Raw genomic sequence first — 22,560 nt, 5'->3', positions numbered from 1 at the left:
TCCTAAAGGCTCCGCGCGATCAGCAGCTTCATGATCTCGTTGGTTCCGCCATAGATGCGCTGCACGCGGGCGTCGCGATACATGCGCGCGATGGGATATTCGTTCATGTAGCCATAGCCGCCGTGCAATTGCAGGCACTCGTCCACGACCTTGCCCTGCAAATCGCTCAGCCAGTATTTGGCCATGGACGCCGTTACCGGGTCGAGCCCACCATTTAGATGACGCTGGACGCAGTCATTGTAGAAGACGCGGCCGATCGTTGCCTCGGTCTTCAGCTCCGCCAGCTTGAACTGGGTGTTCTGAAATTCGAGGATCGCTTTGCCGAAGGCCTGACGCTCCTTGACGTAGTCGATGGTCACGGCAAGCGCGCGCTCGGCCATGGCGATGGCAGTCGCGCCGATCTGCAGGCGTTCCTGCGGCAATTGCTGCATGAGCTGGACAAAGCCCTGTCCTTCCTCGGCGCCGAGCAGATTGGCCGTCGGCACCCGCACATCGTTGAAGAAGAGCTCCGATGTGTCGTTGGATTTCAGGCCGATCTTGTCGAGGTTGCGGCCGCGCTCGAAGCCCTCCACCTCGTCGGTCTCGACCACGATCAGCGAGGTGCCCTTGGCACCCTTCGAAGGGTCGGTCTTGGTGACGACGACGATCAGATTGGCGAGCTGGCCGTTGGTGATGAAGGTTTTGGAGCCGTTGATGCGGTACTGGTTGCCGTCCCTGACGGCGGAGGTCTTGACGCCCTGAAGATCAGAGCCGGCACCGGGCTCGGTCATGGCGATGGCGCCGATCAACTCGCCGGTCGCCATCTTCGGCAGCCACTTCTTCTTCTGCTCCTCCGAACCATAGTGGAGGATGTAGGGTGCCACGATGGAGTTGTGTAGCGCGATGCCGAAGCCGTCGACGCCGACATGACTGATGGCTTCCATGATGGCGCTTTCATGCGCAAACGTGCCGCCCGAGCCGCCATACTCTTCAGGCATAGAGGCGCAGAGCAGCCCCGCCTCGCCAGCCTTCTTCCAGCTTTCGCGGTCGAATATCTCGGCTTTCTCGAATTCCTCGTAGCGCGGCGCGATCTCGGCCTCGAGGAACTTCGTCGCCATGTCGTAGAGCATGGCGACGTCTTCGCTGACCCAGGCGGGCTTAGGCAGGCCAAGCACTTCGGCGGGATTTGTGGTCATCGGTTCGCTCCCTCTATAGCGCCAACGTCCCCCTCCCCCTTGAGGGGAGGGTGGCCGCGAAGCGGTCGGGAGGGGTCGCCCAACATGCGCTCGGCCTTCTCCCTCACCGCCTGCGCCACATGCCAGGCGCTGTGCATCACATCCGGCTCATCGATCCTGAGAACCGCGTAGCCAAGAGATTTAAGATAAGCATCGCGATTGGCATCGTGGCGCTTACCGGCTGCGGTCTCGTGGAGATCGCCATCGATCTCGACAATCAGTCGAACCGCCGGACACAGGAAGTCGACGATATACGGCCCGACCGGCGCCTGGCGCCTGAATATCAGGCCCAAGGGCCGCAACTCCCGCAATTCATACCAAAGCAGTGACTCGGCCTTGGTCGCATGGAGGCGAAGCGCGCGCGCCTTCTGGCGCATTTCGAAACTGACGCGGGTACGAGGCATGCCTGCAATCCTCCCAACGTGCATGTTCGGGCCTGAAGTCGGCGCGCGGCCGCCCTGACCCCTCCCGGCCCTTCGGGCCACCCTCCCCTCAAGGGGGAGGGAGACGCCGCTGCTCGCCACCCTAAAACGCCTCGGCCGGCAGGGCCATCATCGTGTCGGCACCGCTCGACAGGCGGGCGAGATGCGCCGCCGTCTCGGGCATGGCCCGCTCCATGAAATAGCGGCCGGTGACGAGCTTGTGCTCGTAGAAGGCGGCGTTGTCGCCGGCGCCGTTGACAAGCTTGCCGTGGGCGGTCTTGACCATGCGGCCCCACATGTAGCCGAGCGCAACGAGGCCAAAGAGATGCAGGTAATCAGTGGAAGCCGCACCCGCATTGTCGGGCTTGGCCATGCCGTTCTGCATCAGCCACATCGTTGCGGCCTGGAGGTCGTTGAGGCCCTTCTTCAGCGCCTTGGTGTAGGGCGCCATCTTCTCGTCGGCGCGGTTTTCCTCGCAAAAATCGCCGACTTCCTTGAAGAAGGCCTGCAGCGCCCGACCGCCGTTCAGCGCCAGCTTGCGGCCGACCAGATCGAGCGCCTGGATGCCGTTGGCGCCCTCGTAGATCATGGCGATGCGGGCGTCGCGCACGAACTGGCTCATACCGTGCTCTTCGATATAGCCGTGACCGCCGAACACCTGCTGCGCCATCACAGCATGCTCGAACCCCTTGTCGGTGAGCACGCCCTTCACCACCGGCGTCATCAGGCCCATGTGGTCTTCCGCTTCCTGGCGCTCCGCCTCGCCTTCGCCGCGATGGGAGATGTCGGCCTTGAGCGCGGTCCAAAGCACCAGCGCGCGACCGGCCTCGTTGAAGGCCTTCATCGTCATCAGGTTACGGCGGATGTCGGGGTGGACGATGATGGGATCGGCCTTCTTCTCCGGCGCCTTGGGGCCTGACAGCGAGCGGCCCTGCAGGCGCTCCTTGGCGTATTCCACAGCGCCCTGATAGGCGGCTTCCGACACGGCCAAGCCCTGCAGCCCTACGCCGAGGCGAGCCTCGTTCATCATGGTGAACATGGCCTTCAGGCCGCCATTCTCGACGCCGAGCAAATAGCCGGTGGCCTCGTCATAGTTCATGACGCAGGTGGAGTTGCCGTGGATGCCCATCTTCTCTTCGATGGAGCCGCAGGAAACGGCGTTGCGCTTGCCGGGCTCGCCATCGCCATTGAGCAGGAATTTCGGAACGATGAAGAGCGAGATGCCCTTCACGCCCTCCGGCGCGCCCTCGATGCGGGCCAGAACCAGATGGACGATGTTGTCCGACATGTCGTGCTCGCCGGCGGAGATGAAGATCTTCTGGCCGGAAATCTTGTAGCTGCCATCGCCGTTCGGCGCGGCCTTGGTGCGTAGCAGGCCGAGATCGGTGCCGCAATGCGGCTCGGTAAGGTTCATGGTGCCGGTCCAGCCGCCCTCGACCAGCTTCGGCAGCCAGGTGGTCTTCTGCTCCTCGGTGCCGTGCGCGAGGACTGCGGCGATGGCACCCTGGGTCAGGCCCGGATACATCATCAGCGCCATATTGGCCGAGACCATGTATTCCGCGACCGCCGAGTGCACCGTGTAAGGCAGCCCCTGCCCGCCGAATTCGACCGGTGCGGCCAGCCCGAGCCAGCCACCATCGCGATACTGGTCGAAGGCTTCCCTAAAACCCTTGGGCGTGGTGACAGAGCCGTCGGCGTTGCGCACGCAGCCTTCCATGTCGCCGACACGGTTGGTGGGCTGGAGCACGTTTTCAGCGAGCTTGGCGCCTTCGCCTAGAATGGCTTCGACCACATCGGGCGCCGCGTCGGAAAATCCGGGAAGATTGCTGTAGCGCTCGTAGCCGAGCACCTCATTCAGCACGAAAAGCGTATCTTGAACCGGCGCCCTGTATGACGGCATCGCACAACCTCCACCACAAACATGCGGCTTCGATGCCCCGTCCGTGAAGCGTCGAGTCCGCTTTCCGAATTGTGGCCATAGCAATAATTGACGTTTGCGTAAACGTCAATTTGTGAAGCGCTGAATTTTTCATCGCAGCCAGGTCTTTGAGAAGCGGCCTCGGGCGGCAGCTCGGAAGGCTCTGCAGGCAGTTCCCGTGCAATCGTCCGCCCAAAGAAAAAGGCCGCGCGATACCCACCCAGGGCATCGCGCGGCCTTCTGATAGAAATCGGAATTGCGCTTAGTCGTTGGCCGCAACCGGCATGGGGCGCTGCTCGGCAAGCTTGCTGCGCACGATCGCCATGGCGTCGGTCAGCTCGCCGATGGCTTCGTCGATTGCCTGGCGCTGCTTGTTGAGGCGGGCAAGCTGCTTCTCCGATTTGTCCAGCGCAACGCGCAGCTGCTTCGTGTTCGAGCCGTTGGGCTCGTACAGGTCCATCATCTGCTTGACGTCGCGCAGCGAGAAACCGACCTTGCGGCCAAGCAGGATAAGCTTGAGCCGGGTTTCTTCGCGGTGCGTGTAGAGACGCGTGCTGCCTTCGCGCTGCGGGTTGAGCAGGCCCTTGTCTTCATAGAAGCGAAGCGTGCGCAGCGTCACGCCATACTTCTTGGCCATTTCCCCGATGCGGACGAGGTTCTCGTCCGTTTCGTCAATAATGCTGTCAGTCGTGGCCGCCATATCGTCGGCCTTCATAAGTTTCATCGTCATTTGCTTTCCCCGTTGGGGTGCGGCGCGGAGCCAACACCGGGATGGAAGCAGCGGGGCTACGGCTTTACGCCTGGCTTCCAGTCAAGGTTTCTTCAGGATCAATGCCGTGAGCGGCGAACTGTTCGCGCCACTTACGTTTACGTCAATGCTATACTCACGAGACCCCGGTCTTGCAAGCGCCGAGTGCGCGAAACAGTTTTGAACGATTTTAACGAAATCCTTACCCCAACGGGCCCGCAGTTAACGGGTTGTTTACCACGTTGGGCGAAAGGTGCGCTTGTCGGCCTGTCGTGGATATCCCGTATCGCTTTGTTCACGGTTTCCCGGAGTGTGGGCGAGCCTTGGAAATAGCCTTTTCGCAGCGCTAGCGCACGCATCCGTCCCGACAGTGAATTTCTCACTGGCTCAAGCCAGCAACCGGCGAACGGACGTTTCGATGAACAGCAAGCGCTCCTATCTCGACACACTCAATGCCGGACGGCCGCGCAGGTCGTATACCACACTCGAGGAACTCAACCGCTCTCTGGACCATCTGCAGCAGCGCCTCGGCCGTCACATGGAGCCTGAAGCGGAGCTTCCGCGCAGCTTCGCCGAGCTTCGCGAGCGCTCGGCGCACGACGTGGGCACTGCCGAACAGGCCTACCAAACCATCGCCCGCGACCTCGACAACATCCGCAGCCAGGAAGACGGTGTTGCCGCTTTCGGCAAGATCGCGAACGAGCTGAAGACCCTGCGCGAGGATCTGCGCCAGCAGGTCTCGTCGGGCATGCGCCGCGAGTTCGAGGCGATGCGTCGCGACATCGAGCGCGTCGGCCAGTCTCCGGCAAATCGCGACGCGCACGAACTCAATCTGGAATTCGAGCGGCTCTCCGGCGCCATCCAGGCGCTGTCGGAACGCGCGGACGACAAGAGCCTCAACCTGCTTCGGCTCGAGCTGGAACAGGTCAAGGGCGCAGTCGACACGCTGGCCCGCGAGGAGACCGTGCTCTCCGTCGACCGGCGCTGGGACGATTTCGACCGCCGCTGGACCGATTTCGAAGGCCGCGTGGCGTCGAGCCAGACGCAGGACCCGGCGATTGCCGCGCTGACCCAGCGTCTCGAACAGATCAGCAATGCCGTCGACAACCTGCCGGAATCCTTGTCGTTGCGCTCCCTGGAAGAAAAGGTGCGCATGCTGGCCGGCGCGGTCGAGCATTTCGCCCGCCAGAACGAGCATCGCGGCGGCGAGACCTTCAACCAGATCGAAGAGCGACTGGACGAGATTTCCCGCGCCATCGTGGCTTCCACTGCTGCGATAACCCAGGCCAATTTCGACCCCGAGCCGTTCGAGCGGATCGAGGCCAGGATTTCCTCACTCGCCCGGCAGATCGAGGAAGTGGCCAACGACCATCCTCCCCACGAGGTGATCGAGCGGCTGACCCTGCTTTCGCAGCGCGTCGACGAAATCACCACGCAAGTGCGCTTGCCTGAAGCCGCCGTCGAGCGGATCGGCCAGCAGATCGCGGGCATTGCCGAAAAAATTGACCGGGCACCGGTGGCACCCGATGCCGATCACATATTCCAGGGCATCGAGCAGCGGCTCGACCTGTTCTCTACCATGATCGAACGCCGCCAGGGCGATGCGCTCGAACAGAGCAACATGCTGTTCCGCGACCTCGAGCGCCGCCTAGACGAAGTTGCGGACCGGCTCGACCAGCGCGCCCATGTCTCCACCTTCGACAATGCCGGCATCATGGAAGCCATCGATGTCCGCTTCTCCGCTCTTGCGGAGCGGTTCGGCGCCGATGAAGAAGCGGTTCGCGGTCTCGAAACCCGTCTCGACGACATCTCGCGCCGCCTCGACAGTTCGGCGCAGCAGTTTGCCGGGATCGATCCGGAGCTGATCCGCAATCTGGAAGCACAGGTTGCCGGCCTTTCCGAGCACCTCGCCCGCCCGACGAATCCGCTGCCGGAATTCGAGGACATCGCGCCGCGCCTCGACGTGATCGAGCGCTCGATTGCAAGCAGCCATGAATCGCTGCTCGAAGCCGCGCGCCAGGCCGCCGAAAGCGCCGTGCGCTCGATGGTCGGTTCGGCGAGCCAGAGCGAGGCCGTCTCCGGCCTGGCCGAAGATCTTCGCACGCTCGAAGCACTGACGCGCCGCTCGGACGAGCGCAACACCAAGACCTTCGAGGCGATCCACGACACGCTGCTGAAGATCGTCGACCGGCTCGGTTCGCTGGAGCACACCGACCGCGTCGAGGCGATGCCCCAGCCCGAGCATGCGGCGCCGCAGAAAATGGCGGTGCAGGACACGCCGTCGCTGGATTTCGATGCCTCGCTGCCCCTGATGGGCGTGTTTGACGATCTGCAGGGGCCGAGCCCGGCCGACCGCGATGGCGGCGTGCGTTCGCCTGCCGAAGCCGCCGTAGCTGCAGCAGTGGCTTCCGCCCTCGACTCCGACGCGATCGCCAGCGACAAGCCGGTTGCCGCCTCACATTCGCGGCTTGGCGGGCTGATGCGGGCCTTCTCCGGCCGCAAGCGGGAGAAAGCGGAAAAGCCAGCCGTCGACGCCCCCGTCGCCGAGCAGGCCGAGGCAGTGCCGAGCGTTGACCTCGACATGCCGCTTGATCCGGATTTCGCCAACCGTCCGCTCGAGCCCGGTTCCGGCGCACCCGACCTCAACGCCATTATGCGCCGGGTGCGCGACGAGCGCGGCCAACAGGTCAAGCCCGCTGAGACCGACGCCGCTCGCGCCGACTTCATCGCCGCTGCGCGCCGCAGGGCACAGGCCGCGGCCGCCGAGGTGGAAGCGCTGAAGAACAGCTCCGAACTCAAGGGACCCGTCCGCGCGGTACGCTTCGGCGACATGCTGAAGGCGCGGCGCAAGCCCATCCTCATGGCCGCAGCCGCGATCATGATGGCGCTTGCCGGCCTGCAGCTCGGCAAGGCTTTGATGACCGATGGCGTCCAGGTCGCCACGGATGCAACGCCCCAGGACGCCAACAAGGCCGAAGACGCCGCCGAACTCGGCGTGACCGAGACGCCCGCCGTCGAAACGGCAAAGGTTGAGAGCGCGAGCCAGCCCGATGTCGAGGCCAAAGCTGCCGAGGCCAAGGCACCCGATCCGCAGCCGGTGGAAACGGCACAGGCCCCAACGATGGCCGATCAGCCGGCCGCGCCCGTGGCCGCAATGTCGTCGTTCGCAGCTGCCAATCCGGCTCCGGCAGCCTTTGCCTCGCAGACCAAAGCGGCCGCCCTGCCCGCAGCTTCGGCGCCCGTGACCGCGCAGCAGCCGGCCGCACCGGTCTTCGACGCCGCATCGAAGACCGCCGCGATCGTCGTGCCGGTCGAAGCCGGTCCGGCGCCGCTGCGCGAAGCCGCCGCCGCAGGCGATGCCAAGGCGCTGTTCGAGATCGGTTCGCGCTATGCAGATGGCCGTGGCGTTGCGACCGACAACAAGACGGCCGCGCAGTGGTATGAAAAGGCTGCCGAGCTGGGCCTCGCGCCGGCGCAGTATCGCATCGGCAATTTCTACGAAAAGGGCATCGGCGTCGAAAGCGACCTCGGCAAGGCCAAGCTGTGGTACCAGCTGGCCGCAAACCAGGGCAATGCCAGCGCCATGCACAATCTGGCTGTGCTGTTCGCCATGGGGGCCGACGGTACGCCCGACAACGAGTCGGCCGTGCGCTGGTTCAGCCAGGCCGCCGAGCTCGGCGTGAAGGACAGCCAGTTCAACCTCGGCATCCTCGCCGCCAAGGGCGTGGGCATGCAGCAGAACCTCGAAGACTCCTACAAATGGTTCGCGATCGTCGCCACTAGCGGCGACAAGGACGCAGCCAGCAAGCGCGACGAAATCGGCAAGGCCCTGCGCCCCGAACAGCTGCAGCGCGCCCGCGCCGCGGCCGAGTTGTGGAAGCCCAAGCAGCTCGACGCCTATGCCAATGCGGTCGACGTGCCCGCAGCCTGGCAGGAAGACCACATCAAGACCGCTAGCGTCGATGTGAAAGAGGCGGTCAAAAGTATCCAGGCCATCCTTAGCAAGAATGGCTACCACGCCGGCGGCGCCGATGGCGTGATGGGCCAGAAGACCAAGGACGCACTGGCCGCGTTCCAGAAGGCCAATGGCATGCAGCCGACCGGTGAAGTCGACGAGAAGGTGGTGCGCGCGCTGCTGGCGCTGAAATAGCAGCCGCTTCCCAACCAGGATTAGGGCCCCGTGACTGCAAGGTCGCGGGGCTTTTCGCTTGTGCCGTCTCTCATCCCTCTTGGAAATGAGGCATGCGCAATGCCACAATGCGCCTGAGACGATGGGGCCGGACAGCAAAAGGATGCAGGGCGAGTTCACCATGCTTCGCTGCGGCAGCACCGGCATTCAGGCGGTGGCTGCGTCGACGCGGCACGTCTTCCAGCGGCATTCGCACGAGCAGTTCGGGATCGGCGTCATCGATAGCGGTGCCCAGAAATCCCTGAGCGGCCGCGGCGTGGTGGAAGCCGGTGCTGGCGACGTCATCACGGTCAATCCGGGCGAAGTGCATGACGGCGCACCGATTGGCGACGCCGGGCGGTCCTGGAGGATGCTCTATTTCGATCCCGAGATCGTAGTCGCCGCCGTCGAGGATATGCGCGAGGGCATTTCCCCGCATTGCGAGTTCCATCGGCCGGCCATGACCGATGCCGGCACCGCCGATCTCTTCCGCCGCCTGTTCGCGGCGATGACCAAGCCCCATTCGCCCGAACTGCGTCGCGATGAGCTTCTGCCGCTATTGCTCGCGCGCGTCATCGGCGAGCGAACTGAATTCGCCGGCGCGCCGACAATGCCGGCCGCGATCGTCAAGGCGCGCCAACTGATCGACGATGCACCGACGGCGGCACTGACGCTCGCCGACCTTGCCGAAGTGAGCGGACTCAGCCGCTTCCAGCTTGTCCGTCGCTTTGCCAAGGCGACCGGCTTCACGCCGCACGCCTACATGCTGCAGCGGCGGGCCGACCTTGCCAGGCGGCTGATAGCGCGCGGCGCAAGGCTAGCCGATGCTGCGGCCGAAAGCCGCTTCGCCGACCAGGCGCATATGACGCGCGTGTTTACCCGCAAATATGGTGTGTCACCGGGCGTCTACGCCACTGCCTTGGCCTGAATTTTTTCCAGCCTGCAATCCTGTTCAAGACGGGCGGCGCGCCTGCCGCTTGAATGCGCGCTTGCAACAGCACACTCCCGGCAGGAGAAAATCCATGGGCATCGAATTCCTGATCACTTCGCTCGTCGTCGTCGCTTCGCCGGGCACCGGCGTGCTCTATACGTTGGTGACGGGCCTGACACACGGCGCGCGGGCGAGCATCGTGGCTGCATTCGGGTGCACCATCGGCATTCTGCCGCACATGGCTGCCGCCATTTTCGGATTGGCGGCGATGCTGCACACAAGCGCACTGGCGTTCGAAATCTTCAAATATGCGGGCGTGGCCTACCTGCTCTACATGGCCTGGAACGCGCTGCGCGAAAAAGGGTCGCTCAACGTGGAGGAGCGCTCGGAGCCGCGCTCGATGATGCGCCTGACCGTCACCGCAATCCTCATCAACATCCTCAATCCAAAACTGTCGATCTTCTTCCTGGCCTTTCTGCCGCAATTCGTCAGCCTTTCCGATCCGCACCCGATCGAGACCATGTTGCTGCTGAGCGGAGTCTTCATGGCGATGACTTTCGTTGTCTTCGTCGGCTACGGCCTGTTCGCGGCTTCGGTGCGCGACAAGGTCATTTCGCGCCCGCAGGTGATGGCATGGATGCGCCGCAGCTTTGCGGCCGGCTTCGTGCTGCTCGGCGCGCGGCTGGCGCTGGCCGATCGCTGAACGCTAGCTGCCACCTGCGGCCTCGGCCACGGCCTCGCGCAACCAGCGATGGCCAGGGTCGGCCTCGCGCCGTTCATGCCAGATCTGGACGAATGAAAAGGACGGGATCGCAAACGGGGCGTCGACGATGGTCAGCCGTTCGTCAGGTGCCACGCTTTCGAGGCTCCGGCGCGCGACTGTCAGCACGAGGTCCGTGCCGGCGATGAGGCCCGGAGCCACCTTCCAGTGCGGGAGAATGAGAGCCACGCGCCGCCTGCCTCCCAGCGCCGTCACGCGGTCGTCGATCTCGGTGTCCGCTTCGCCGCGCACCGCCACCAGGGCATGCGGCCGCGCCATATAAGCATCGAAGGAAAGGCCGTCTTCAGTTGCGAGAGTGCTTCGATCGAGGAGGCACACGAAGCGCTCTTCGAAAAGCACCTGCGACTGCAGGCGCGTCGGCAACATGGGGAAGACGCCGAGCGCCAGATCGATGTCGCCGTCCGACACCTGCGCGGTCATCGCATCGCGGCTCGACTGGGTGACGATGAGATCGATACCCGGCGCCTCCCTGCGGAGCTTCCGAACCAGCCGCGGCAGCACAAGTCCCGCGCCATAGTCCGACATGGCAAGCCTGAATGCGTGGGTCTGGCTTGCCGGATCGAAATGGACGGGACCAAGCACGGCGCGCACCTGGGTGAGCGCGTCAGCCAGCGGTCTTGCGAGTTCGAGTGCCCGCGTGGTCGGAACCAGCCCGCCACCTCTTCGCACCAGCAATGGATCGCCGAGCAGTTCGCGCAGGCGGCCGAGCGCATGACTGACGGCTGGCTGGCTCATGTTCAACCGCACGGCCGCGCGCGAAACGTGCCGCTCCGCAAGCAGAGCATCGAGGACGACGAGCAGGTTGAGATCGATCCCTCGAAGACTATTCATCTGGTGCATATTCTGAATGATATATCAGAATTTCCCATCGATGAAGTGATTGAATACGAAGTCGGCGCACCCGAAAGGAGGTGCTCTACATGCAAGCAATCGGTTCCTTGTCCCTCATGATTGCCGCGGTCGTCGCCGGCGCCGTCGTACCATTCCAGGCGGGCGCCAACGCCGCGCTCGGCCGCATGCTCGGTCACCCGCTCTGGGCAACGCTTGTCTCGCTTGGCATCAGCGCGCTCTGCGTGCTTCCGGTGATGCTGGCGATGCGGGTGCCGCTGCCCAGCTTTGCCAGCCTCGCCGGAGCGCCCAAATGGATCTGGATCGGCGGCGCGGCCGGCGTGTTCTACATCACCGCCGCCCTACTGCTCGCGCCCAAGCTCGGCGCGGCAGGCTTCATAGCCGCTGTAATCGCGGGCCAGATGATCGCTTCGATCTCGATCGACCAATTCGGTCTGATGGGCTTTGCCGAGAAACCATTGTCGGCGCCGCGCCTGATCGGTCTGGCTTTCATCGTGGTCGGCGCCGTCGTGATGCAAGGGTCGTCCAAAGCGTCATCGCAACCGGCGCCCGCGCTAATCCAAACCACCCCCGAAACAGCAGAACATTGAAAGGAGTTTTGCCATGGTCCATGGCTCCAATGCCCTCGCTGCAGACGCGGCCAGCCAGACACTTGGCGAAGGCGCAGTTCTGGTCCAGGTTCGTGTCGCGCGTCCGACCGACAAGCTCGAGCAAGTCATTGCCTTCTATCGCGATGGCCTTGGCCTGCCAGAACTCTTTCGGTTCGCCGGCCATGTCGACTATGACGGCATCATGCTCGGGCTGCCGGGCAAAAGCGTCCACCTGGAATTCACCCAGCATGCGCATGGCAGCCCCTGCCCGGCGCCGAGCCTCGACAACCTGATCGTGCTCTACATCACCGATGCCGACGCCTATGAACGGCTCAACCTGCGCATGCACCGCATGGGCTACGAAGCCGTCGCGCCGGAAAACCCCTACTGGCTCGAACGGAGCCACACCTATGAGGACCCGGACGGGTGGCGGGTGGTCGTCTGCCGCGAAACCGGTATATGACTTTCAGCGTGCTTTGACGCGGGGGAGCACCCTCCGCGTCCAGACACCGCTTATGACGCTATGTGACAGACAATCGGCGCGATCGTTAACCTGTTGACATGCTTTTCGTTTTAGACTGCACGCCGACCTTTGATTTTGCCGCAATGTCGGCACAAGGGCATGCAATCACCCAAGGCAAGGAACAGACTTCGCCGGCGGGCATAGCGTAGAGTTTGACGGGTGGGTATCTATCTCCCGATCGCTGAATTGTCGGTCAATATCTTCGTGCTGCTCGCCATGGGCGCGGCGGTGGGATTTTTGTCGGGCATGTTCGGCGTCGGCGGCGGCTTCCTCATCACCCCGCTCCTGATCTTCTACAACATCCCACCGGCAATCGCGGTGGCCACCGGCGCCAACCAGGTCATCGCCTCGTCCTTCTCGGGTGCGCTTGCCCATTTCAAGCGAGGAACGCTCGATTTCAAATTGGGCGGGATGCTTCTTGTGGGCGGCGTGTTTGGCTCGACGCTGGGCATTTACGTGTTCTCGCTGCTGCGCGCCATCGGCCAGCTCGACCTGTTCATCTCGCTGCTCTACGTCGTGCTGCTCGGCTCGGTCGGCGGGATGATGATGGTGGAGAGCGTCAACGCGCTGCGCCAGTCCAAGGGTGGAGCAGCACCGACGCTGAAGAAGCCCGGTCAGCACAACTGGATCCACCGCCTGCCGCTGAAGATGCGCTTTCGCGCCTCGAAACTCTTCGTCAGCATCATTCCGGTTCTGGGGCTCGGCGCGGCCATCGGCTTCCTGTCGTCCATCATGGGCGTGGGCGGCGGCTTCATCATGGTGCCGGCGCTGATCTATCTGCTGAAGGTGCCGACCAACGTCGTCATCGGCACCTCACTGTTCCAAATCATTTTCGTTTCGGCCTACACGACCATCGTGCATGCCACCACCAACCAGACCGTCGACATCGTGCTCGCCTTCGTGCTGATGGTGGGCGGCGTGGCCGGCGCACAATATGGCGCCAAGGCCGGGCAGAGGCTGCGCGGCGAGCAGCTGCGGGCACTGCTTGCGCTGCTGGTGCTGGCAGTGGCGCTACGCCTTGCCTTCGACCTGTTCGTACAGCCTGCCAATGTCTATTCGCTGAGCGGCGTCGACGGAGGCCACCTATGAGGCCGGTGGCGGCACTGGCCGCCATTGCCCTTGCCTGGCTGTCTGCAACGCCGGCGCCTGCGGTGGAGCTGCCACAGGAAACGATCCAGATCGGCCTCTCGACCGACCGCATCGCCATCACCGCCGATTTCACCGGCGCCGACCTGACCATCTTCGGCGCGATCGAGAATTCAGATCCGCTACTGGCACGACAGGGGCGCTATGACGTGATCGTCGCGCTCGAGGGACCGACCCGCCCGGTCGTGGTGCGCCGCAAGGCCCGCGTCCTCGGCATGTGGATCAACGTCGATTCAGAGACCTTCGACAATGTGCCGTCGTCCTACTCGGTCGCCACCACGCGCCCATGGCAGGACATGGCGGACCCCGAAAAATACCGGCAGCTCTCGCTGGGCGCCAACAATCTGCACATCGCGCCGGTGGACACAACGGAAAGCCCGGCAACCATCGCCGGCTTTGTGGCCGCGCTGAGGGAACTCAAGCAGAAGACGGGCCTCTACAGCGAGCGCATCGGCGGCGTGCAGTTCCTGTCGGCCAACCTCTTTCGCGCCAAGCTGCTCCTGGCACCCGACGTGCCGGTGGGCACGCACCGCGCGCGCGCCTTCCTGTTCCGCAACGGCGTCTTCATCAAGGAGACCTCGGCGCAGCTGGCGATCTACAAGTCAGGCTTCGAGCAGGCGATCTACCGCTTCGCCATGCGTCACAGCCTCTGGTTCGGCATCTTTGCCGTGGTGCTGGCCATGATCACCGGCTGGCTCGGCCGCATCATCTTCAGGAAGGATTGATTGGATGGGGCGTAAGCCCCTTCCGACCAACCAGTCCTAGCCCGGATGCAGCATCGCACCCGCAATGGAAAAGATGCGGTGGGAGCCGAGCATATAGGCGCGGAACTTCTCCCAATCGAACAGGCCCTGATAGGCGCGGTCGAGCACGTTGAGCGAGCCGGTATAGGCGCCGAAGGCCGGCATGACGATGCGGCTGCCGTCGCTGGCGAAGCAGCGGCGGCGCACCGACCGGCCGCGCTGCACAATGCGCGCGCAAGGGTGCAGGTGGCCGGCGATCTCGCCTTCGACCGGAGTGGCCGACGGCTCGTGACGGAAGCTTAGGCCCCCGACATGGATCTCGCCCACCGTGTCGCCGGGAAGTCCGGCTGGCGCCTGCGGATCGTGGTTGCCGGCCACCCAGAACCAGTCGCGGCCTGTCATCAACGCTTCCAGCGCGTTGCGGAATATATCGGGCAGACGCGCGGCGCCCTCGCCATCGTGAAAGCTGTCGCCAAGGCTGATCACCCGCCGCGGGCGGTAGTGGTCGATGACTGCGGCGAGATGCTGAAGCGTGGTCGCGGTATCGTAAGGCGGCAGCAGTGCGCCGCGCCGCGCATAGGACGAGCCTTTTTCCAAATGCAGGTCCGAGACGACGAGCAGTTCGAGCTCGGGCGCGAACAGGACGCCGCGCCGGTCGCAGACCACGCGCTCGCCGGCAATGATGATCGCCTCGTCGCGCGGTTGCCGGGCCTTGTGCGCCAGACTGCTCATTGCGGCCCCATGGCCTCCTCGATAATGCCCTCGGCTTCCAGCAGAAGGGTGTCGTCGGCATCGCCGCGAACCGACTCCTTGCCGATCTCCAGCATGATAGGCACTGCCAGTGGTGAAATCTGCTCCAACGGTTTATGCACGATTCGGCCGCGTATGCGCGAGAGCATCTCGCCGAGCCTCCTGACGTCCAGCAGGCCCATTGCGGCATCGGCGCGCGTAGCTTGTAGCAGAATGTGGTCGGGCTCATGGCTGCGGAGCACGTCGTAAATGAGATCGGCCGAGACATTCACCTGCCGGCCGCTCTTTTCCTGTCCAGGATGGCGCTTTTCGATCAGCCCCGAGATCAGCGCGCAGTTGCGGAAGGTGCGCTTCAGCATCCAGCTGTCTCCGAGCCAGGCGTCGAGATCGTCGCCCAGCATGTCCTCATCGAACAGCTGACCGAGCGGCAGCTCGCGCCTGAACATCCGCCCCATGTCGCCGAGCGACCAGATCGCCAGCGCGTAGTCGGTGGCGACGAAGCCGAGGGGCCGCGCGCCGGCGCGCTCCAACCGGCGGGTGAGCAGCATGCCGAGCGTCTGGTGCGCAGGCCGCCCCTCGAAGGGATAGGCCACCATGTAGTGGCGCCCGCCGCGCGGGAAGGTTTCGATAAGCAGGTCAGTGCGCTTCGGCAGGATGGATTTTTCCGATTGCAACCGCAGCCAGTCGGCGACCTGGTCGGGCAGTTGCTTCCAGCGATCGGGATCGGCCAACATGGCGCGCACGACCTCGGCCAGATAGGTGGAAAGCGGGAACTTGCCACCGCCATAATAGGGCACCTTGGCATCCTTGCCCGGCGCGTTGGAGACGAAGCATTCGTTCTCACGGATACCCTCGAAGCGCAGCACCTTGCCGGAAAACAGGAAGGTGTCACCCGGCACCAGCGTCTCCAGAAACGCCTCTTCGATCTTGCCGAGCGCCGGCCCGCCGCGCGCGGCCAGCCCCCTGCCCTCGCGCACATAGCGCACGGTGAGCGACGGCACCTCGATGATGGTGCCTACATTGAGCCGATATTGCTGAGCGACGCGCGGATGGCTGATGCGCCAGGTGCCGTCCTTGGTCAGCTTGATGCGGGCATAGCGCTCATAGCTTTTCAGCGCATAGCCGCCGGTGGCGACGAAATCGACGACCCGGTCGAAGGTGTGGCGGTCGAGCACGGCGTAAGGTGCCGCCGTGCGCACTTCCTCGAAAAGATCGTCGGCGCGGAAGGGCGCGCCGCAGGCGCAGCCGAGCACATGCTGGCAAAGCACGTCGAGCGCGCCTTCGACCAGCGGCGGCGTATCCTGCGCGCCGAGATAATTGGCCTCTAGCGCCGCCCGGCATTCGAGCACCTCGAAGCGGTTGGCGGGAATGAGGATGGCCTGGCTGGGCTCGTCCATGCGGTGATTGGAGCGACCAATGCGCTGGGCCAGCCGACTTGCGCCCTTCGGCGCGCCGACATGCACGACGAGATCGACATCGCCCCAGTCGATGCCGAGGTCGAGGGTGGAAGTGGCGACGATGGCGCGCAGGCTGTTGGTCTCCATCGCCTTTTCGACGCGGCGGCGCTGGCTGACATCGAGCGAGCCGTGGTGCAGCGCAATCGGCAGATTGTCATCATTGGCGCGCCAAAGCTCCTGGAACAGGAACTCGGCCTGGCTGCGCGTGTTGACGAAAAGCAGCGTGGTCTTGTGACGCCGGATCGCCTCATAGATTTCGGGGATGGCATAGCGGGCTGAGTGGCCAGCCCACGGCACGCGCTCCTCCGAGTTCAGAATACTGATCTCCGGCTTGGCGCCGCCCGCGACCTCGATCAGGTCGGCCATGTCGCCGGGCGGATTTTGCCCGACCAGCCAGCGGCGCAACTCGTCGGGGTCGGAAACGGTGGCGGAGAGGCCGATGGCTTGAAGATCGGGCACGAAACGGCGCAGCCGCGCCAGCCCGAGCGACAGCAGATGACCGCGCTTGGAAGTGACCAGCGAATGCAACTCGTCGAGCACGATGTAGCGCAGATCCTCGAAAAAGCGCGGCGCATCCGGCGAGGCGATCAACAGCGCAAGCTGCTCCGGCGTTGTCATCAGAATATCGGGCGGCACCAGTTTCTGACGCTGGCGCTTGTGGGCGGGCGTGTCGCCCGTGCGTGTCTCCATCGTGATCGGCAGGCCGATCTCGGCCACCGGCTTTCCGAGGTTGCGTTCGATGTCGACGGCAAGCGCCTTGAGCGGCGAGATATAGAGCGTGTGGGTACCCCGCCGCGCTTGGCCCGGCCGGCGCTTCGGCGTGTTTGCCAGATCGACCAGCGTGGGCAGAAAGCCGGCAAGCGTCTTCCCCGCGCCTGTCGGCGCGATCAGCAGCACCGACTTTCCGGCCTGCGCGCGCGAAAGCAGATCGAGCTGATGGGCGCGCGGCGACCAGCCGCGACCCGCAAACCATTTCAGGAACGGTTCGGGCAGAATGGCGGATTGCTCGCTCGGCTCTGGTCGGCTCTGGTCGTTCACGCGCCAGAACTAGCGCGGCGCGAACCGGCCGCCAAGCGATTTTGCGAACAAAACAGGATCATTTATCCCGGGAGACTGACAGCTGCCGGCCGATCCGTTAGTGCTGGTTCGAATTTTGCGACGAGGCCCAGAGTGAAGACAGACCAGGACAGTTCCGATAGCGAGCGGATTATCGCGCTCGAAGCGCGCGTCGCTGCGCTGGAGAAGCTCGTTCGTGAACTGCAGCAAAGCATCCTGCAATCGCAGGCAGGCACGACTGCGAAGCCGGCTGAAAGGCCGTTGCGCTCGCGCGGAATGATGGACCGTCCATGAACGGGCCAATAGGCATATCGGAAGAAAAGCTCAGCGCGCCGAGAGGTCTTTGCGCGCGATCACGATCAGGCCCTCGATGGGTTGGCCGCGATCCAGTCTGATGATGTGGGTTTCGAGAGATAGAAGGGTAAGGGCATTCTGGTTCAAGACGCTACGCACATAATTCTCCGAATGTGCGTAGCGTCGCGAGGGCTGGAGGATGAGATCCCCCTCTCCTCGCCAATATTCCACCGAGAAGGCGAACAGCCCTCCTTCCCGCAGCATCGAAGCTGCCGTGGCAGTGACCTTTTCCAGCGTGCCGACATACATGAAAACATCCGCCGCCGCGACGAGATCGACCTGCGCGCCGTCATATGCGAGCGTCTGCAGGTCGGCCTTGACCAGACGATCGTAGACGCCCTTGCCGCGTGCGACATTGAGCATACCGGCTGAAATGTCGTAGCCTTCGAGATGGTCGCAATATGGGCGCAGCTTTTCGCCCATCAGGCCGGTGCCGCAGCCGAGATCGCTGGCGCTTGGGAAGCGTCCGGGATGCACAACGCGGATTGCCGCGTCGAGCAGGGCCGGCACATTGTAGGCCAGCCGGTTGACGAGCGAGTCGTCGAATTTGGGCGCGTATTGGTCGAACAGCGCCTCAACGAAGGCGCTGGGCGGTGCACCGCCCGGGCCTGCCTCGCCGATCAACTCGAGCTTCAGCCCCGCGCCGAACCTGTCTTCCGGCTCAAGCTCCAGCGCATGGCGCCAGGCCTTCGCAGCCCCGGCCTTGTCGCTGGCCGCCTCATGCATTTCGCCGAGCCGGAACCAGCCCAGTGCCCATTGCGGCACGAGCTCCAGCGCACCGAGCATCAGCTCGGCGGCGGCAGCATGATCGCCCGAACCGAACAGCATTTCTGCGTAATCGGCGCGGCGATCCGCCAGTACATCACCCGACGACGTTTGCAGCGGCTTCAAGCAGCGTTGGACCTGTAAAAGAGGGGATCCGGGCGCGGATACGTCCGGAGCGGCGCGCTCTTTATCAGGCTTTTCGGACGCGCACAAATACCTATTTTGAGAGCATGCGCGCCAGTGATCTTCTCTGCTCCCGCCCAGAAGGGCTTTACTGCCCGCCCGGCGACTTTTTCATCGATCCGGTGCGGCCGGTGGCGCGCGCACTGATCACCCACGGCCATTCCGACCATGCCCGTCCCGGCCACCGCGCCGTTCTGGCCACGGCCGAGACGCTCGACATCATGGAACTGCGCTGCGGCGCGGATTTTGCCGGATCAAAGCAGGCAATGCGGCTTGGCGAAACGATTTCGCTGAACGACGTGAAGGTGACGTTCCAGCCCGCAGGCCACGTGCTGGGCTCGGCGCAGATCTGCGTGGAACATCGCGGCATGCGCATCGTCGCTTCCGGCGACTACAAGCGCCAGCCGGACGCGACCTGCGCACCCTTCATTCCCATCCCCTGCGACGTGTTTATTACCGAGGCGACATTCGGGCTGCCGGTGTTCCGCCACCCTCATCCGGCCGATGAGATCGCGCGGCTGCTGAAATCGGTCGAGCAGTTTCCTGAACGCACGCATCTTGTCGGCGCCTATGCGCTGGGCAAGGCGCAACGCGTCATCAGCCTGCTGCGCCAGGCCGGATATGAGCGCACCATCTATATCCACGGTGCCCTGACAAAACTCTGCGACTATTACCAGAGCCGAGGCATCGAGCTGGGCGACCTGCAGCCCGCTACCGTCGAGGCTGGCGGCAAGGAAGATTTCGCCGGAGAGATCGTGGTCGGCCCGCCGGCCGCCTTCTCCGACCGCTGGGCGCGACGCTTTCCCGATCCCGTCGCCTGCTTCGCCTCGGGCTGGATGCGCATTCGCCAGCGCGCCAAGCAGCGCGGCGTCGAGCTGCCGCTGATCATCTCCGACCATTCCGACTGGGACGAACTGACCGAGACCATTACCGAAACCGGCGCAGGCGAGGTTTGGGTAACGCACGGCCGCGAGGAGGCCCTTGTGCGCTGGTGCGAACTGGACGGTATTGCGGCACGGCCCTTGCATCTGGTCGGCTACGAGGACGAGGGGGATTGATGCGTCGCTTCGCCGAATTGCTCGACCGCCTGGTGCTGACGCCCTCGCGCAATGGCAAGTTGACCCTGCTGACCGACTATTTCCGCAATGTCGAGGACCCCGACCGAGGGCTGGCGCTCGCCGCCATCACCGGCGACCTGTCGATCGCAGCCGTGAAGCCGGCCATGTTGCGAACGCTGGTGACCGAGCGAATGGACCCGGTGCTGTTCGGCTATTCCTACGACTATGTCGGCGACCTTGCCGAAACCGTTTCGCTCGTCTGGCCCGAGCCGCCGGGGCACCATGCGGCGAACATCCGCCCCACGCTGGCTGACGTTGTGGGCGCACTGCAATCCGCAAGCCGTTCCGACGGGCCGCGGGTACTGGCGCGCCTGCTCGACCGTGCCGACATTTCGGCCCGCTACGCCATCATCAAGCTGGTGACCGGAGGCTTGCGCATTGGCGTTTCGGCGCGACTGGCCAAGCAGGCGCTGGCCGATCTCGGCAAGGTCGACGTCTCCGAGATCGAGGAACTATGGCACGGGCTGACGCCGCCCTATGCCGACCTATTCGCATGGTTGGAGGGCAAGGGCCCGAAGCCGGAAACGGCGGCCAAAGCGCTGTTCCGGCCCGTCATGCTTGCCAATCCGGTCGGCGACGGCGACCTCGAAAGGCTCGATCCGGCCGACTACGCCGCCGAATGGAAATGGGACGGCATCCGCGTGCAGGCGGTGTGCGAAGGCGGCATCCGCCGGCTCTATTCCCGCACCGGCGACGACATCTCGCCGGCCTTTCCCGATCTCGTCGAGGCGATGACCTTTGAGGGCGTTCTGGACGGCGAGCTGCTGGTGGGCGATCCGCAGCGCGAGACCGGCACCTTCTCCGACCTGCAGCAGCGCCTGAACCGCAAGACCGTGTCGGCCAAGATGCTGGATCGCTATCCCGTCTTCGTGCGCTGTTACGATCTTCTGCAGAAAGGCGGGGAAGATGTGCGCGCCCTGCCCTTCCTGGAACGGCGCGCGCGGCTGGAAAACTTCGTCCGCCGACTCGATCCTGCCCGTTTCGATCTTTCACCGCTTGCGCTGTTTTCCGACTGGCCGGCGCTCGAGGAAATGCGCAGCAATCCTCCGCATCCGGTCATCGAGGGCGTGATGCTGAAGCGGCGCGACTCCGCCTATCTCGCCGGTCGGCCGAAAGGCCCCTGGTTCAAGTGGAAGCGCGATCCCTTCACCGTCGATGCAGTGCTGATGTATGCGCAGCGGGGCCACGGCAAGCGCTCCAGCTTCTATTCCGACTACACATTTGGCGTCTGGGCCGGTCCGGAAGGCGCGGAAGAGCTGGTGCCGGTGGGCAAGGCCTATTTTGGCTTCACCGACGAGGAACTGCGCCAGATCGACAAATTCGTGCGCGACAACACGATCGAGCGTTTTGGCCCCGTGCGCTCGGTTCGCGCCGACCGCAGCCACGGGCTCGTGCTGGAAGTCGCCTTCGAAGGGCTGAACCGCTCCACACGGCACAAATCCGGCGTCGCCATGCGCTTCCCGCGCATCTCACGTCTCCGCTGGGACAAGCCGGCCGGCGAGGCCGACCGCATCGAGACGCTGCAGGCGCTGCTGGACCGGACTATAGACTATTCCGAGACGGAAACACGGATCTCGTAGACGTCGACCTGCTTGCCCTGGCCGCCGACGTCGGAGTTGACGGCGATGGTGCCGCCCGAGCCCGGGTTCTTCGAGCGGAAGTCCAGCTCGAACAGATAGTCACCGCGGTCGTAGCCGACGGCGTAGCGCTTGCGTCCACAGCCGCCGAGTTCGCCAAAATTGCAGTCGACCGACATCTGCGTTGCCTGCCCGTCGGCGCCGCGGGCAATGATGTCGAAGGTCGCCATCTTACCGGCGAGCTTTTCAAGCACGCCCTGGCCAACGTCGAACAGCACCGCTTCATCCGATCCGCCCGAACGGATGCGCAGGAAACTGCCGGAAGCGTCCTGCATCACCTGGGCCGACGTCTGGCCCGGCGCGGTCACGCTCGCAGCGTCGGCTGGCGAAAACACGTCGATCCAGTTGCGGCTGGGGTCGACTTGGCCCGGCTTGATCGGGGCGCCTTCGTTCTCGGGAATGAAATCCTCGCTGGTCGTGGTCCGCATAGGATTGCGCACGGAAGTGTCGCGCTGGGCGGCCGACTTGAACATGCCGGTCTGCAACGCCCACCAGCCGCCAATGCCGAGGGCGGCGATAACGGTCGTGGTGACGAAGATGCGGCCGAACGGAATGCGGAAACCTCGACGCGCGCGGCGTTCGTCGCGCTCGCCCTCGACAGCCAGGCTGTCGGCACGCACCGCCTTGCGGCGCCCACTATCATTGCGTCTTTCGATGGAGATGTCGGGCGCAGCCGCGCCCCGACCGCGATTACCCGGTCGCACGTCGTCGAGACTGGGCTCGAAGCCACCGTTACCTGCCGGATCGACCGCCGCCGCAACCGGCACGAATTCGGTCTCGATCTCGGCGATCTTGGCCTGCAAGGCCTTGCGGCGATTGATGGCGGCTTCGACCGTAAGGTTCGGGTTAGCCTTCAGGGCGCGATCGAGCGCGGCAAAAGCCGAACGGTAGACTTTCTCTCGAAAATCCCGATCTTCGGCATTTCCTTTTTCGAAGGCGTTGCGGATCGCCTTTTCGATCGGATCCAAGCCGATTCCCTCATCATGCGGTTCATTCCTGCATGATGGTTAGACGCAGCCGGCCTTTCAGGCAACGCCCGCCTTTGCCATTATCCCGGCCTGCAAGGCCGCGAACGGCATTTTTCGCGCTGAAAGACAGCCGAGAGTTGGGAACAAGCGCCGGGTGCGAACCGCATAGATCGAGCTTGGCGAGCAAGCTGGCGCGGATCGGCGACGCCGGCCTTCGGTGATTCCTGCACTCGCGACGC

Annotated in this window: 19 protein-coding genes; 10 read left to right on the top strand and 9 right to left on the bottom strand. The window is 64.2% G+C overall.

Annotated features, from left to right (window positions below; translation table 11 throughout):
• Positions 1-2: 2 nt before the first annotated feature.
• From C7I85_RS14220 to C7I85_RS14205, 4 genes are all read right to left on the bottom strand, one after another.
• Positions 3-1,175, bottom strand: a complete 1,173-nt coding sequence (locus tag C7I85_RS14220; RefSeq protein WP_106724645.1) for an acyl-CoA dehydrogenase family protein — start codon at positions 1,173-1,175, stop codon at positions 3-5.
• Positions 1,172-1,618 (bottom strand): endonuclease domain-containing protein, encoded by a 447-nt coding sequence (locus C7I85_RS14215; protein ID WP_106724644.1) that lies wholly within the window; start codon positions 1,616-1,618, stop codon positions 1,172-1,174. The genes C7I85_RS14220 and C7I85_RS14215 overlap by 4 nt, the downstream gene beginning before the upstream one ends.
• A gap of 121 nt (positions 1,619-1,739) precedes the next feature.
• The gene (locus tag C7I85_RS14210) at positions 1,740-3,536 is read right to left on the bottom strand and encodes an acyl-CoA dehydrogenase (RefSeq protein WP_106724643.1); all 1,797 of its coding nucleotides are present in this window, start codon (positions 3,534-3,536) and stop codon (positions 1,740-1,742) included.
• Between the two features lie 280 nt (positions 3,537-3,816).
• Complete coding sequence (locus C7I85_RS14205; protein WP_106724642.1) at positions 3,817-4,284, bottom strand: MerR family transcriptional regulator; 468 nt, start codon at positions 4,282-4,284, stop codon at positions 3,817-3,819.
• A 436-nt stretch (positions 4,285-4,720) separates the two neighbouring features.
• Here C7I85_RS14205 and C7I85_RS14200 point away from each other — a divergent pair, with 436 nt between their 5' ends.
• The 3 genes from C7I85_RS14200 (at position 4,721) to C7I85_RS14190 (ending at position 10,104) form a co-directional block, all read left to right on the top strand.
• Positions 4,721-8,452 (top strand): peptidoglycan-binding protein, encoded by a 3,732-nt coding sequence (locus C7I85_RS14200; protein ID WP_106724641.1) that lies wholly within the window; start codon positions 4,721-4,723, stop codon positions 8,450-8,452.
• A 142-nt stretch (positions 8,453-8,594) separates the two neighbouring features.
• Positions 8,595-9,398 (top strand): AraC family transcriptional regulator, encoded by an 804-nt coding sequence (locus C7I85_RS14195; protein WP_106724775.1) that lies wholly within the window; start codon positions 8,595-8,597, stop codon positions 9,396-9,398.
• A gap of 94 nt (positions 9,399-9,492) precedes the next feature.
• A complete protein-coding gene (locus C7I85_RS14190) occupies positions 9,493-10,104 on the top strand; it encodes a LysE family translocator (protein ID WP_106724640.1) in 612 nt (203 codons plus the stop codon).
• A 3-nt stretch (positions 10,105-10,107) separates the two neighbouring features.
• Here C7I85_RS14190 and C7I85_RS14185 read toward each other — a convergent pair whose 3' ends face one another.
• Positions 10,108-11,013, bottom strand: a complete 906-nt coding sequence (locus tag C7I85_RS14185) for a LysR family transcriptional regulator (protein ID WP_106724774.1) — start codon at positions 11,011-11,013, stop codon at positions 10,108-10,110.
• Positions 11,014-11,102: 89 nt separating this feature from the next.
• Between C7I85_RS14185 and C7I85_RS14180 the strand changes: the two genes are divergently transcribed.
• The 4 genes from C7I85_RS14180 (at position 11,103) to C7I85_RS14165 (ending at position 14,015) form a co-directional block, all read left to right on the top strand.
• On the top strand, positions 11,103-11,621 hold the full coding sequence (locus C7I85_RS14180) for a DMT family transporter (protein ID WP_106724639.1): 519 nt from the start codon (positions 11,103-11,105) through the stop codon (positions 11,619-11,621).
• A gap of 13 nt (positions 11,622-11,634) precedes the next feature.
• Positions 11,635-12,084, top strand: coding sequence for a VOC family protein (locus C7I85_RS14175; RefSeq protein WP_245444942.1), 450 nt, complete (start codon positions 11,635-11,637; stop codon positions 12,082-12,084).
• Positions 12,085-12,303: 219 nt separating this feature from the next.
• On the top strand, positions 12,304-13,233 hold the full coding sequence (locus C7I85_RS14170) for a sulfite exporter TauE/SafE family protein (protein WP_106724638.1): 930 nt from the start codon (positions 12,304-12,306) through the stop codon (positions 13,231-13,233).
• Positions 13,230-14,015, top strand: a complete 786-nt coding sequence (locus C7I85_RS14165) for a TIGR02186 family protein (protein WP_106724637.1) — start codon at positions 13,230-13,232, stop codon at positions 14,013-14,015. The genes C7I85_RS14170 and C7I85_RS14165 overlap by 4 nt, the downstream gene beginning before the upstream one ends.
• A 36-nt stretch (positions 14,016-14,051) precedes the next feature.
• Here C7I85_RS14165 and pdeM read toward each other — a convergent pair whose 3' ends face one another.
• A complete protein-coding gene (pdeM, locus tag C7I85_RS14160; RefSeq protein WP_106724636.1) occupies positions 14,052-14,765 on the bottom strand; it encodes a ligase-associated DNA damage response endonuclease PdeM in 714 nt (237 codons plus the stop codon).
• Positions 14,762-17,278, bottom strand: a complete 2,517-nt coding sequence (locus C7I85_RS14155) for a ligase-associated DNA damage response DEXH box helicase (RefSeq protein ID WP_106724635.1) — start codon at positions 17,276-17,278, stop codon at positions 14,762-14,764. Before C7I85_RS14155 ends, pdeM begins: the two co-directional genes overlap by 4 nt.
• Positions 17,279-17,410: 132 nt before the next feature.
• On the opposite strand from C7I85_RS14155, the gene C7I85_RS14150 reads away from it, so the two are divergent.
• Complete coding sequence (locus C7I85_RS14150) at positions 17,411-17,590, top strand: hypothetical protein (protein WP_106724634.1); 180 nt, start codon at positions 17,411-17,413, stop codon at positions 17,588-17,590.
• Positions 17,591-17,620: 30 nt separating this feature from the next.
• On the opposite strand, the gene C7I85_RS14145 is transcribed toward C7I85_RS14150, so the two are convergent.
• Entirely contained in the window at positions 17,621-18,541 is a 921-nt protein-coding gene (locus C7I85_RS14145) for a methyltransferase domain-containing protein (protein WP_106724633.1), read from the bottom strand.
• 104 nt (positions 18,542-18,645) lie between these two features.
• Here C7I85_RS14145 and C7I85_RS14140 point away from each other — a divergent pair, with 104 nt between their 5' ends.
• Positions 18,646-19,656, top strand: coding sequence for a ligase-associated DNA damage response exonuclease (locus C7I85_RS14140; protein WP_106724632.1), 1,011 nt, complete (start codon positions 18,646-18,648; stop codon positions 19,654-19,656).
• The gene (locus C7I85_RS14135; RefSeq protein WP_106724631.1) at positions 19,656-21,296 is read left to right on the top strand and encodes a cisplatin damage response ATP-dependent DNA ligase; all 1,641 of its coding nucleotides are present in this window, start codon (positions 19,656-19,658) and stop codon (positions 21,294-21,296) included. The genes C7I85_RS14140 and C7I85_RS14135 overlap by 1 nt, the downstream gene beginning before the upstream one ends.
• Here C7I85_RS14135 and C7I85_RS14130 read toward each other — a convergent pair.
• Positions 21,266-22,321: a hypothetical protein gene (locus tag C7I85_RS14130; protein ID WP_106724630.1), complete on the bottom strand. Its 1,056-nt coding sequence runs from the start codon at positions 22,319-22,321 to the stop codon at positions 21,266-21,268. The genes C7I85_RS14135 and C7I85_RS14130 overlap by 31 nt on opposite strands.
• Positions 22,322-22,560 lie beyond the last annotated feature (239 nt).

The organism is Pseudaminobacter soli (ex Li et al. 2025) (genome assembly GCF_003012705.1).
GTDB classification, from domain to species: Bacteria; Pseudomonadota; Alphaproteobacteria; order Rhizobiales; family Rhizobiaceae; genus Pseudaminobacter; species Pseudaminobacter soli.
This window is presented reverse-complemented; position numbering and strand designations above follow the sequence as displayed.